Annotated in this window: 11 protein-coding genes; 3 read left to right on the top strand and 8 right to left on the bottom strand. The window is 71.5% G+C overall.

Annotated features, from left to right (window positions below):
- Positions 1-88: 88 nt before the first annotated feature.
- From AB0K12_RS27570 to AB0K12_RS27605, 8 genes are all read right to left on the bottom strand, one after another.
- Positions 89-1,084 (bottom strand): ParB/RepB/Spo0J family partition protein, encoded by a 996-nt coding sequence (locus AB0K12_RS27570; protein WP_364567072.1) that lies wholly within the window; start codon positions 1,082-1,084, stop codon positions 89-91.
- A 240-nt stretch (positions 1,085-1,324) separates the two neighbouring features.
- Entirely contained in the window at positions 1,325-2,137 is an 813-nt protein-coding gene (dpgD, locus tag AB0K12_RS27575) for an enoyl-CoA-hydratase DpgD (RefSeq protein ID WP_364567075.1), read from the bottom strand.
- Between the two features lie 27 nt (positions 2,138-2,164).
- The gene (locus tag AB0K12_RS27580) at positions 2,165-3,151 is read right to left on the bottom strand and encodes a phytanoyl-CoA dioxygenase family protein (RefSeq protein ID WP_364567078.1); all 987 of its coding nucleotides are present in this window, start codon (positions 3,149-3,151) and stop codon (positions 2,165-2,167) included.
- Positions 3,148-4,461, bottom strand: coding sequence for a (3,5-dihydroxyphenyl)acetyl-CoA 1,2-dioxygenase DpgC (gene dpgC / locus AB0K12_RS27585; protein WP_364567081.1), 1,314 nt, complete (start codon positions 4,459-4,461; stop codon positions 3,148-3,150). Before dpgC ends, AB0K12_RS27580 begins: the two co-directional genes overlap by 4 nt.
- Positions 4,458-5,123, bottom strand: a complete 666-nt coding sequence (gene dpgB, locus AB0K12_RS27590; protein WP_364567084.1) for an enoyl-CoA-hydratase DpgB — start codon at positions 5,121-5,123, stop codon at positions 4,458-4,460. The genes dpgC and dpgB overlap by 4 nt, the downstream gene beginning before the upstream one ends.
- A complete protein-coding gene (dpgA, locus tag AB0K12_RS27595) occupies positions 5,117-6,259 on the bottom strand; it encodes a 3,5-dihydroxyphenylacetyl-CoA synthase DpgA (protein WP_364567087.1) in 1,143 nt (380 codons plus the stop codon). The genes dpgB and dpgA overlap by 7 nt, the downstream gene beginning before the upstream one ends.
- A 52-nt stretch (positions 6,260-6,311) precedes the next feature.
- Entirely contained in the window at positions 6,312-7,655 is a 1,344-nt protein-coding gene (locus AB0K12_RS27600; protein WP_364567090.1) for a PLP-dependent aminotransferase family protein, read from the bottom strand.
- Positions 7,643-9,229 (bottom strand): MBL fold metallo-hydrolase, encoded by a 1,587-nt coding sequence (locus AB0K12_RS27605; protein ID WP_364567093.1) that lies wholly within the window; start codon positions 9,227-9,229, stop codon positions 7,643-7,645. Before AB0K12_RS27605 ends, AB0K12_RS27600 begins: the two co-directional genes overlap by 13 nt.
- A gap of 344 nt (positions 9,230-9,573) precedes the next feature.
- Between AB0K12_RS27605 and vioC the strand changes: the two genes are divergently transcribed.
- The 3 genes from vioC to gntD are packed head-to-tail and all read left to right on the top strand — an operon-like array spanning position 9,574 to position 12,740.
- The gene (gene vioC / locus AB0K12_RS27610) at positions 9,574-10,593 is read left to right on the top strand and encodes an arginine beta-hydroxylase, Fe(II)/alpha-ketoglutarate-dependent (RefSeq protein WP_364567096.1); all 1,020 of its coding nucleotides are present in this window, start codon (positions 9,574-9,576) and stop codon (positions 10,591-10,593) included.
- A 19-nt stretch (positions 10,594-10,612) separates the two neighbouring features.
- Complete coding sequence (gene vioD, locus AB0K12_RS27615; protein ID WP_364567099.1) at positions 10,613-11,719, top strand: capreomycidine synthase; 1,107 nt, start codon at positions 10,613-10,615, stop codon at positions 11,717-11,719.
- Positions 11,712-12,740: a guanitoxin biosynthesis L-enduracididine beta-hydroxylase GntD gene (gntD, locus tag AB0K12_RS27620; protein ID WP_364567102.1), complete on the top strand. Its 1,029-nt coding sequence runs from the start codon at positions 11,712-11,714 to the stop codon at positions 12,738-12,740. The genes vioD and gntD overlap by 8 nt, the downstream gene beginning before the upstream one ends.
- Positions 12,741-12,847: the final 107 nt, after the last annotated feature.

Here is a 12,847-nt window from a genome sequence, read left to right on the forward strand (position 1 = left end):
GGCCGCATATGGACCAGAACCGTGCACAGCCCTCACTATCGCAGGCCCCTCCACCTGCGGTGCGAGCCGGTTATTGGGCCTGGCCGGACTACTGCGCCAGCCGCCGCTCGTGCGCGTCGCCGGCCTTCTGCTTGGTGAACGGGTCGGTCACCTTCGACCGTTTCTCCAGCTCCAAGGCCACCTCCCGCCACATCTCCGAGTTCTGCCAGGCGACCTGCATGATGAGCGACAGGCAATGCGACGGCACCGCGGCCACCACGTCGTGCATGGTGCTCGCGCCGCTGACGTTCTCCTGCAGCAGGCGCAGGAGCTGACGACCCTTCTCGTTGTGCCGCAGCGAGGGGTCGCGCAGCAGCTTCTGCAGCGCGAGGCCCGGCGGCGGCCCAGGCCAGTCGGTCTCCTGCGCGGCGGCCTGCTTGGGCCAGCGCCCGCCACCGCCGGCGGCCTGCTGGGGCGGGACGGGCTCCTCACCACGCTCCAGCCGCTTACGGACGTCCATCGCCGTCGCGGCGGACACACCGGCCACCCTGGCGATGTGGCGTAAGGACGCCTCGGGATGCTCGGCCAGTAACGCCGCCACCCGCAGCCGCCCCTCCCTGCTGCTGAGGGGCCGGACCTTGCCGTCCTTGCCGATCCTGGCGTTCAGCTGCGGCACGGCGTCGTTCGAGCGCCGCAGCTCCGCCACCGCCTTGGTGCCCAATCCCGTCGACTCCGCGATCGCCCGGTCGGACATGCGCGGATGCGTCATGAGGATGCGCAGCGCGGCGGCCCGCCGGTCGGCCTGCGACAGCGGCAGCCCGTGCTTCACGTTCGACTGGACGGCGAGGAGGAACGCGTCCTCCGCGCTGCCGTCGAAGAACTCGACGTCGATGGTCTCCTGCCCGCGCAGCGAGGCGGCCATGAGACGGTGCACCCCGTCGATCACCCGCATGGTGCGCCGGTCCACGATGATGGGCGGCAGCGGCTGCTCGGTCTCCGCCAGGCGCATGATGTGCGCCTTGTCCTCGCCTTTCAGGCGCGGCGACTCCCCCAACTGCAACGTCAGGATGGGCACGGAGACGACCCGTGGCCGTTCCGTCTGCACATCGATCGGTCTGATCCTCCGCCGCGCTTGCGATGCGGCGCTCACACGAACCACCCATGCCTCCCGGTTTGCAGCATGGCATCGGGACGCCCCCACCCCGTACACACCCGCGATGACCGACGGCTCGGCCGGCCATGTGGCCTGACCTCGCCTTCCCGCCGGTTCTGGAGGCCCCTCTGCTGGTCAGTCCTCATGGTCATACACGGCCGTGGCGCGAGCGTGGCGCCGGCGTGGCGTTGATCAGTCATCGCTCCAGACGGGCTCCCGCTTCTCGGCGAACGCCTCAGGGCCCTCGACGAGGTCCCTGCCGCGCAGCCGTCGTTCCTCCCACGCGTAGCGCGTCGCGAACGCCCGCTCCAGCGGCATGTCGAGCGAGGCGAGCACCGCCTCCTTGATCGCCCTGACCGACAGCGGGGCGCTGCGCGCCAGGTCGCGCGTCCACCCGGCGACGCACTCGTCCAGCCGCTCGCTCGCGACGACCTCGTTGACCAGCCCGAACCGCTCGGCCGTGGCCGCGCTCATGCGGCGGCCGGTCAGCAGGTGCCCCATGGCCTGCTTCAGCGGCAGCTGCCTGGCCAGGCGGAACGCCCCGCCCGCGCCGGGCACGAGCCCGAGCCTGGCCTCGGGCAGGCCGAACTCCGCCCGATCCGACGCGACGATGACGTCGCAGGCGAGCGCCAGCTCGAAGCCGCCGCCGAGCGCGTACCCGTCGACGCGCGCGAGCACCGGCTTGGCGAAGGCGAAGCGCTCGGTGAGCCGGGGCCAGCCGGGCTGGTCGCGGCTGCCGAAGGTGGTGGGCGGCGCTCCCCCGGCGTTCAGCCTGGCGCGTTCCTTCAGGTCCTGCCCGACGGAGAAGGCACGCTCGCCCGCTCCCGTGAGCACCGCCACGCGGACGGACGGATCGGCCTCGACGTCGTCCCAGATCGCCGCCAGCTCCTCGTGCATGCGCAGGTCCATCGCGTTGAGCACGTGGGGCCGGTCGAGCGTGACGTAGGCGACGTGGTCCTTCTTGTCGTAGCGGACGCGGGGACGGTCATCCTCTGCGGCGCTCATGACCGTCCCGTCCGCTTCGGGGGTGGATCATCCGAGGTAGACGTTGTTCGGGTTGAACCTGGTCCCGGCCACGGGCACGCAGCGGTGGCCGCTGATGTCGAGGTTCGACCCGTCGTAGGTGTCGCCGGTTACGCGCTGCGGGTATACCCAGGTGTCGCCGAGGGTGTAGCGGGCGTTGAGCGCGAGCCTGGTCGTGGCGTCCGGCAGGGAGCCGCGCGAGCGGTGCATGCAGCGCTCGCTGAAGATGACGTACTCGCCGGCCTTCATCGGCATCGTCTGGGTGTCTCCCGGCTTCACCTCGAACGGCTCGGTGACGACCGCGAGCAGGTCGTCGCAGAAGGCGTCGAGCCGGTCGAACAGCTCGTCGAGGGTGTACTTGTCCGGGTCGACGTCCCTGAAGACGTTGCGGGTGTCGATGTCGAGCAGCACGCTGTTGTTGGCCGCGCGGGTCAGCAGCTCCTCCTTGGTGCTGATGCGGTTGCGCGGGTTCACGTACGCGCCCGACTCGACCAGCTTGACCATCCGCTTCGGGTACGAGCTGCGCTGCGAGCCCTTGACGAACTCCATGACCCCGTCGTCCTCGGAGACGTCGGTCAGGGCCATCCAGACCGTCCAGTCCCACTCGCCGGCCGGGTTCATCGGGAACAGCGCGGGGCGGTGGCCGCCGATCTCCTCGCCGTCGAAGTAGCCGTACTCCTGGTGCCAGTCGATGGGGCCGTCGCCGGGGAACTTCTCGAAGAGCTTGGAGCGCCACAGGATGAGCGAGTCGGCGCCGGTGACCTCCTGCACGGTCTGCACCAGCTCGGGGGCGCTCATGACGGAGCGTACGGTCTCGTCGACGAGGTGCCAGTCGCGGACGGAGTAGCGCCCGTAGAGCGGGTGCTGCGGGGCGTCGTCGAGCAGGGTGGCGAAGAAGTCCCGCAGCTGCGTGATCGTCTCTTCCGAGGCGAAGCGGGGGAAGGGACCCGCGAAGCCGTTCTTGGCCAGGGACTCTTTGGGAGTCAGTTCGATCATGTCTGGGACCTCTCACTGGTGGGCGAGCTTGCGGTGGTGAAGCGGCTGACCTTGGTGATCACGTCGGTGCTGTAGAGGCGGAGCGCCTGGTGCAGGGCGAAGTCGGCCATGTAGTGGCGGAACGCCTCAAGCGGCTCCTCGGTGAGGTTGAGCATCCTGCGGTTGGCGACCACGGCGGCGCCGCGCAGCCGCTGGAGCGCGCCCTCGATGGCCAGGTCGAGGGTGTCGGTGTCGTGCACCTCGTCGATCAGGCCCATGGCCCGCGCCTCGTCCGCCGTGAGGCGCCGCCCGGCCAGGATGATCTGGCGGGCCGGCCGGGGGCCGGTGTGCCGGGTGAGCCGGAGCGCGGAGGCGCCGGGGATGATGCCCTCCTGCGCGGCGGGCAGGCTGAGGTAGGCGTCCGACGCGGCGACCACGTGGTCGAAGACCAGCAGGAGCTGCGTGCCGCCGCCGATGGCGAAGGTGTCCACGGCGGCCACCCACGGTTTCTGGATTGGCTGAGCCCGCCAGGCCGGGCCCTCGTCGGTCACCAGCCCGCGCAGCAGCTTGTGGATGTAGCCGAGCTCGCGCCGCAGCAGAAAGTCGACCAGCGAGATCGTGCCGTTGTGCAGGGCCTTGAGGTTGATGCCCGCGCTGAAGACGCGCCTGCCCCGGTAGCGGTGGTGGGTCATCTCGCCGCCGCGCAGCAGGCCGGCCTCGACGCCGGGGTCCAGCAGCGCCAGGTCCACCGCCGTCTCCATGTCCTCGACCTGCCGGTTGTCCTCGGCGTTCAGGCAGTCGTCGCGGCACATGGTGAGCCGGGCCACGCCGTCCCTGCGCTCCATGTGTACGGAGCCGAGGTCGGCGGTGCCGGTCCTGGTGAACTCCGCGAGCAGGCCGAGCGCGCGGGGCGTGGGCCGCAGCATGGTGCCGAGCAGGTGGTCGCCGGCGCGCGGCGCGTGCAGCACCCGGTTGAAGAAGATGCCGATGTCGATCTCGTGGCCTTCTTTGTCCTGCTGCTGCCTGGCCTGCTCGCGGGCCAGCCGGTCGGGGCCGGGCACCAGCCCGGGGAAGGCGTCCGCGGCGGCCGCGGCCAGCTCGGGCAGCCGCAGGCGGCGGGTACGGCCGGCGGTGAGGTCGTCGTAGACCTCCTCGGCGTGGGCGTCGAGGAAGGCGCAGCGGGCGTCGCGGGCGGCGTCGACGGCCGCCGTCGCGGCTGCGCGCTGTTCGGGCGAGCGGTCGGCGGGCTCAGGCAGCCAGGACAGGACGCGTTCCTCCTGCTCGGCGGCCCGTGCCAGGGCGGCGCGGTCCTCCTCCAGAGCCGCTGTCATGAGGTGCTCCCTTCCGCGGCCGTGCGCCGCAGGGCTCGCTCGCAGGCCGACAGGTGCACGCCGAGCGCCTCCTCGAAGCCGACGGTGGGGGCCTCGAAGAGCAGCTGGCGTCTGATGGCCAGCTCGGGGCCGGCGATGCCGGCGCCGTACCGGCCCGCCACGGCCACCGCCTCCTCCTCGTCGGCGGCGACCGCGTCGATGAGGTGCGCGGCCAGCGCGTCCTCCAGGCCGATCGGGGTGCCGAAGAGCGCCGCCCGGCGGACGGCCGCCGCGCCGCCGCCGTGCTGGGCGAGCCGGTAGAGCGCCATGCCGGGCCAGGTCGCCCCCGCGCTCACGGGCAGCACGAGGCGCGGCCTGCCGATCGCGACGCGGTGGTCGGCGGCCAGGAAGGCGTCGAGGGCGAGGCCGCCGCAGTCGCCGCGGGCGATCGCGAGGGTGGGCAGGGGCAGGCGTTCCAGTGCGCGCAGCGCCCGCTCCCACTTGCTGACCAGAGCGACGGTGACGCCGCTCAGCCAGCCGTCGCCGGGGGCGCCTGTCACGTGCACGACGAGCGTCCCGTGCTGCACGGCCGCGTCGCAGGCGGCGTTGACCTCGGCGACCACGTCGGGCGTCAGCGGCCTGGCGCCGTCGATCCGCAGCATCGCGGGCCCGGGGCTCACCATTGGATCAGCGCCGTCTCGATGGTGGAGCCCGGCCCCATGGTCATCATCACGCCGTAGTCGCCCGCTCTGACGACGCCCTCGCGCAGCAGCCGCTCGTAGGAGAACAGGAACGACCCGCTGGACAGGTTGCCGTAGTCGCGCAGGACCGAGCGGGTGTGCCGGACGTCGTGGCGGGTGAGGCCGAGGTTGACGCGGACCGCGTCGATCACCTTCTTGCCGCCCGAGTGCACCAGCCAGTGGCTGACGTCGTCGCGTCGCAGGCCGGCGGGGGTGAGCAGGCGGTCGACGACCTGCTCGGCGTGCGCGCCCACCACGTACGGCACGTCGGGGTCGATGTAGAAGCTGAACCTGCCCTGGTCGTCGTCCCAGTCGTAGCGCATCGCGGCGATGGCGTCGGTGATGAGGAGGCTGGCGGTCGACAGCACCCGCGGCCCCGCCGCGGATCCGCCCTCATCTCCCCGCCCGCTCTCGTGCCCGCCTTCTGGTGGGTCGGCGACGAGCGCTATGGCGGCGGCGCCGTCGCCGAAGAGGCTGTTCACCACGGCGGTGCGCATGGTCGCGTCCATGACGTACGCCGCCGAGCAGGCCTCCGCGCACACCATCACGGCGAGCCTGCCGGGGTGGGCCACGGCCCAGGAGGTGACCGCGCCGAGCCCGTTGAGGCCGGCGTTGCAGCCCATGCCGACGATGTCCGCACGGCCGCAGGAGGGGTCGAGGCCCAGCGCGTCGATGAGGTACGCGCTCAGCCCGGGGCTGAGGAAGCCGGTCGTGGTGACGCAGCACAGGTAGGCGACGTCCTCCAGCCGGAATCCGGCGTCGTCGAGGCACGCCCGCACGGCTTTGCCGCCCATGTCGAGCGCGTTGCGCTTGTGCTTGGCGAGCAGCTCGCCCTGCGCCTCGGGCCGCCGCTCGCCGTCGGCCCCGGCCGGGGGCAGGACGAGGTGGCGGCGCTCGATCGCGCTGTTGAGGAAGAGCGAGCGCACCTTCGGCGAGGTGACGTGGAGCAGGTCGAGCAGCTCCCGCTGCGTGTACGACGTCGCGGGCACCGCGGTGCCGACGCCGGCGATCCTGGCGGGGGCCGCCGGCTGCCACGTTCGCGGCGGGGCGAGGACGGCCTCGGACAGCGTCATGGTCATCGGTAGGTCCACCCCCACATGCGGGTCTTGCTTCTGATCCGTCGCACGACGGTCAACATGCCGCTCTCCCTTCCTTCGCCTCGGCCCTGATGAAGCGCGCCAGCCTGGCGGCGCCTTCGGTGATCTCGGTGTCGCTGAGGTAGCTGATGGACAGCCGGAGCGCCCGGTCGCCGCCGCCCAGCGGGTAGAAGTAGGACATCGGCGTCCAGATGACGCCGAAGTGTTCGGCGGAGCGGGCCAGCGCCGCGTTGCCGGCGTGGAACGGCACCCGCATCGCGAGGAAGAAGCCGCCGCTCGGCCGGTTCCAGCGCACGCCGAGCGCGGCGCGTTCCGCCTCGGTGAAACAGCCGTCGAGGGCGCGCAGCGTGCCGCGCATGGCCTGCTCGTAGTACGCGGCGGCGGCGGCGTTCAGCTCGCGGGTACGCCCGCCGGCCGCCAGGAGCATGCCGCCCACCACCGCCTGGCTGAGCGGCGAGGTGTTCACGGTCACCATGCTCTTGATCTTGGTGAGCTCGTCCGCGAGCAACCCCTCGCCGCCCCGGCCGTCCGCGACGGGCTGGTCGGCCACGACGAACCCGACGCGCGCGCCGGGAAACAGCGTCTTGGAGAAGGAGCCGAGGTGGACGACGCGGCCGGCGCGGTCGAGCGCCTTGAGCGTGGGCAGCTGCCGGCCGGGGCTGACCAGCCGGTACGGGCTGTCCTCCAGGACGAGGAACCCCTCCCTGTCCGCGAGGTCGAGCAGCGCGTGCCGCTGCTCCAGCGACATCGTGGTGCCCGACGGGTTCGCGTGGTCGGGGATCACGTAGAAGGCCCGGGGACGGCGGCCACGGGCCCGCTCCCTGGCCAGCGCGGCTTCGAGCGCGGCGCACGCGAAGCCGTCCTCCTCCTCGTCGACCGCGCCCACCTCGACGTCGAGCAGGCGGGCGGCTCCGGTGATGCCCACGTAGCAGGGGCTGGACACCAGCAGCACGTCCTGCGGGCCCGCGATGAGGGCGCGCAGGGCCAGCAGCATCGCCTCCTGGGCGCCCACGGTGATCACGATCGACTCGGGCGGCACGTCGATGCCCTCGTCCTTGGCCAGCGAGTCCGCCACGAGGTCGCGGATGCGTCCGCCGGTGGGCCCGTACTGGAAGATCGCGTCGCGAATCCCGGCGTCGGTGTGCCCGCTGCCGGCGAGGTGCTCCAGGTAGCGGCGCAGGTGGGTGAAGACCTGCTCGGTGTCGAAGAACCCGTCGTAGGGGCGTCCCGGGGCGAACGAGATCGCCTCGGGGTAGCGGTGGGTGATCTCGTTGAGGAAGTTCATGGTGTCCAGCACCGGGTCCGAGACGCTGGCGTGCAGGTCCGCCCTGCCGAGGGCGCGGCTCGGAGCCCGGGCCTGGCCCGCTACCAGCGCCATTCCCGCTGGCGGAACAGGTGCTCGGCGTGGATGCCGCGGTCGGAGCACCACGTGAGGAACTCGTTGATCTGCTTGATCTGGTACGTGTCGTCGTTGTACGTGGTCGCCATGACGTGGCCCAGCCAGTCCTCCTCGCCCATGGCGTACACGTAGGCCTCGCTGGCGCCCAGCTCCGTCATGATGGCGGCGGCCTGCTCGGCGTTGGAGCCCGACAGCTTGCGCGAGTCGCTCATCTTCTTGGTCACCGGCTTGGTCAGCAGCGCCTGGTAGAGCCAGGTGAGTGAGGCGCCGTCGCACTCCATGCCGAGGAAGGCCAGGTCGACCTGCCCGAGGTGCTCGCGGATGTAGCGGTAGAGCACCGGGTCGATGCCGGAGGAGTCGGCGCCGACGAACATCGCCTTGCCGGCCATCTCCACCCAGTAGGTGGACTTGCCGCGGATGTCCAGGTCGCAGTGCTCGCCGAGGAACGGCGTCGCGACGACCTTGCCGCCGGGGATCTCCACCTCGTCGAAGTCGTCCACCTCGACGACGGGGAAACCCAGGTTCTTCAGGTACAGCGCGATGGACGGGTCCTCGAGGTTGCCCCGCGAGGAGCGCGGCGCGACCACCGCTCCGATGCGGCCGCGCAGCTGCAGCAGCGTCTCCAGCACGATGTGGTCCTGGTGCCCGTGGGTGATGAGGACCAGGTCGATGAAGTCGGGCAGGTCGTCCAGCGTGTAGCGGTCACCGGCCGTGCTGTCGGCGCTGATGAACGGGTCGGTCACCACCGCCGCCTGCGGCGACTGCATGACCAGGCAGGCGTGGCCGAAGTAGCGGACCCGGCCGCCGGCCTCGATGTGCCGGTCGGGCGCGCCGCTGGGCTGCTCGCTGAGCAGGCCGGCCAGCAGCGCGGCCTGGGCGTCGTCGCCGATCTCCAGCGCCTCGCGCAGCGCGTTCAGCGACGTGGGGCGTACGCGGGCCATGAACAGCTCTTTCAGGCCGTCGTGGCGGAACGGCAGCGGCAGCTCCAGCACGTCGGGCGAGGGCAGCCGGGGCGTGCTCAGGATGAAGGGCCGCTCGTAGCCCGGCTCCAGCGACAGCTGCACCGACTGCCGCGACTCCATGTAGACCGGGCTCTTGTAGACCAGCGGTTCGATGAAGCGCACGGCGGCCTGGTTGTCGGTGTCATAGGCCAGCTCCACCAGGCCGTTGAGCTCCGGCGGGAGCTTGGGGTAGAGCGGGGTGAGGTCGAAGCCGGTGGCGTTGACCCGCAGCAGCTCCTGGCCCTCGGCGATCGCGTTCGCGAAGCGGATCATGGCGGCGCGGTCGCGCTTGATGGAGTCGAGCAGGTCCCGCACCTCGTCGCTGCGCTCCTCGGCGATGTTCACGAAGAACCCGCCGCGCAGCTCCGGGTTGTTGCTCGCCGCGATGTGCACTTGCGGCGACTGCAGGTACGACTCCAGCATGGGCACCTGGAGGAATGCCAGGTTCATGGACGCCTGCACCGGCGCCACCGTGTGCATCCATCCGAAAAAACGGTCGACCAGCGGTTCGACAATGGCCTTCGACCGCAGGAACATCGGCGCGTCGGACATCTGGGCTCTCCTTTCCGCGGGAGAATTCAGCGAATCCCGGAGGGGTGGCAGGGGCGCCGATAAAGGCACGCACCGCGAAGCGCGCCGCGTCCGGGTCCACGGCATGACGCGGCACCGGGACAGTGAAACAAGAATGGTGTCGCGGACGCCAGCAATAGCGCCGCGGAAAAGTGTTCAACCGTCGTCGCACCGCAGTTGAACACCGAGCCGGACGCCCGTTCTCCGGCGCGATGAATGCCTGCCCTCGTGTACTGTGCGACCCGCGTCACCGGTGCGCAGAATAATCGCCGGCCGCGTCGTGATACGACTTCCCTTGTGGTCACCGGCGGGGGCAAGGTGAGCGCATGGCGTCTGCGACCGATCGATTGTCGGCTGTTTCCCCGGATGTGGCTCAGGAGATCGAAGAACTCACTCTCCGGCTCGCCAAAAGATACGACGGCCCGGAGGACGAGGAACTGCTCCGTGAATTGCCCGTCGTCGCCGCCGAGCTGCCCGCGGCGCAGCGCAGGTTCCTGCGCGGTTTCGCGCTCGACGACGCCCTCGGCTACTGCGTCGTCGGCGGCCACACCATCGACCAGACCAGGATCGGGCCCACGCCACGCCACTGGCGCGGCCGGCCGCGGCCCGGCCCGGAGGTCGCCGAGGAGATCCTGCTCCTGCTGTACGCGTCCCTGCTGGGCGAGCCGTTCGCGTGGAAGACCCAGCAGGACGGCCGGCTGGTCCACGACGTCTTCCCGATCAGGGGGTATGAGACCGAGCAGCTCGGCGTCGGCAGCACCGACCTGCTCACCCTGCACACCGAGGACGCCTTCCACCCGTGGCGGGCCGACTTCCTGCTGCTGGGCTGCCTGCGCAACCCGCGCAGGGTGGCCACCACCGTCGCCGAGCTCGACGCCCTCCTGCTGGACCCGGCGCACGTGCGCACGCTGTTCCAGCCGCGCTTCCTGATCAGGCCCGACGACTCCCATCTCGCCGAGCACAACGCGCCGTCGGACGCCTACCGTGAGCAGTTCGCGGAGATCGCGGAGATGAAGCGGGACGACAACAGGGTGGCGGTCCTGTGGGGCGACCCGGCCGCCCCCTACCTGCGCATCGACCCGTACTTCATGGAGGTCCCGGACGGCGACGACGAGGCCGCCGCCGCGCTCGCCGCCGTCGGCGGCCTGCTGGAGCGCAGGACCGAGGACGTCGTGCTGCGCCCCGGCGACGTCCTGTTCATCAACAACCACCGGCTCGCGCACGGCAGGCGGCCGTTCACCGCCTCCTACGACGGCACGGACCGCTGGCTCAAGCGCGTGAGCGTGACGACCGACTTCCGCAAGTCACGCGAACGGCGTGGCACCGCGACGGCCCGATTCATCTAGTCGTGAGGAGAGGCGCCCGATGAGATACGAGTCCGCTGCGCTGGAAGAGTGGATGCGGCTCTACTACTTCTCGGCCGAGATCGACATCGGCAGTAGCGGGGTCGAGGACTACTCGCTCGCCGACCTGCGCAGGCTGCTCGGCGTCGAGCCGGAGGAGCTCGACGCGATCACGCTGCGTGACAGCACTTCGCTGGGCGGCGCGGAGGTGCGCGCCGCCGTCGCCGACCGCTGGGGCACCGGCGATCCGGAGCGCGTGATGGTCACCCACGGCGCCAGCGAGGCCATCTACCTCGTGCTGAGCACGCTGCTCGACCCCGGGGACGAGATCGTCGCGCTGGAGCCGTCCTACCACTCGCTCACCTCCGTGGCGCAGACCCTGGGCTGCGCGGTGCGCGGCTGGCCGCTGCGCGCGGAGGACGGGTACGTGCCGGACCTGGGGCTGCTCAGGCAGCTGATCAACGACCGCACCAAGGCCGTCGTCGTGAACTTCCCGCACAACCCGACCGGCGCCACGCTGACCCCTGCGCAGCGCGACGAGCTGGTCGCCGTCACCGCGGACGCGGGCGTGCACCTGGTGTGGGATCAGGCGTTCCGCGAGCTGACCCACGACGGCGAGCCGCTGCGCGACCCCGGGCACGACCATCCGCGGGCGATCTCGATCGGCACCCTGTCCAAGGGGTACGGGCTGCCCGGCCTGCGGGTGGGCTGGTGCCTCGCCGACCCTGACCTGCTGGGCCGCACCCTGCACCTGCGCGACCGGATGACGCTGCACCTGTCGCCGCTGGTGGAGTTCCTGGCCGCCCGGGTGGCGCGGGGCGCGGACCGGCTGCTGGCCGGCCGGCTGGCGCAGGCGCGGCGCAACCTGGAGGTGCTGCGGCAGTGGATGCGCGACAACGCCGACGTGGCCGACATGGTCGAGCCGCGCGGCGGCGTGTGCGCCTTCCCCCGGCTGCGCGGCCACGACGACACCACGGAGCTGTGCCACCGCCTGGCGCGCGAGCACCAGGTGCTGCTGGTGCCGGGGGCCTGCTTCGGCGATCCGGCCAGGGTGCGGCTCGGCTTCGGCGGCCCGGCCGAGCCGTTCGCACGCGGGCTCGACCTGCTGGGCAAGGTGCTGCATGTTTAGGATCCGGCTGGGCGCCGCCGACCTGGAGGCGATCGGCGAGCTCGTCGGCGAGCTGCGCCGCTCGTACGCCTCGGTCGAGGACCCGCGCTTCCTCGCCACCGCCACGACCCACGCCCAGGAGCTGCCGCGCGGCCTGCGGCACGGGCTGAACGAGTTCCGGCTGCGCGAGCCCGACGCGGTGTGCGTGATCGGCGGCTACCCGATCGACGACGAGCGCATCGGCCCGACCCCGGCCCACTGGAAGGACTGCGTCGGCCGCACCACCACCCCGGAGGAGGACTTCTACTTCTTCCTGTGCGCGTCCCTGCTCGGCGACCCGATCGGCTGGGCCACCCAGCAGGAGGGCCGGCTGATGCACGACGTGTTCCCGATCAAGGAGCACGTGCGCGAGCAGCTGGGCTCGGGCAGCGAAGAGCTGCTCACGTGGCACACCGAGGACGCCTTCCATCCGCTGCGGACGGACTACGTGGGCCTGATGTGCCTGCGCAACCCGGACGGGGTCGAGACGACGTACGCGTCGGTGGACGACGTCGAGCTGCCCCCTGAGGTCGCCGAGCTCATGCGGCGCGAGCACTTCCCGATCAGGCCCGACCTCTCGCACCGCCCCGGCGTGAGCGGGCGGCGGGACGCGGACGACGACGAGACGCGGCGGCTGCTGGAGCGCAGCTACGACTGGATCGCCGATCTGGAGGCGGATCCCGCGCCCATCGCCGTGCTGTTCGGGCATCCGGATCAGCCGTACCTGCGGCTCGACCCGTACTTCATGGACCCGCCCGGCGACGCGGAGGAGGCGGCGGCGCTGGAGGCGACGGTCGCCGCGATCGACGCGGCCATCGGCGGGTACGCGCTGCGGCCCGGCGAGATCATCTTCCTGGACAACTACCGCGCCGTGCACGGCCGCAAGCCGTTCACCGCCAGGTTCGACGGCACCGACCGCTGGCTCAGGCGGCTGAACATCTCCCGCGACCTGCGCAAGTCCAGGGGCAGCAGGCTCAGCGCCGACTCACGCGTCATCTACTGACCGATCTCTCCCAAGGAGCCGGCCGGGGCACGCCGCCCCGGCCGGCTCCTTCTCATCGCGTGCTCATCGCGTGCTCATCACGTGCTCATCGCGTTCTCATCGCGTGC

This window comes from Nonomuraea sp. NPDC049419, assembly GCF_040676995.1.
GTDB lineage: Bacteria > Actinomycetota > Actinomycetes > Streptosporangiales > Streptosporangiaceae > Nonomuraea > Nonomuraea salmonea.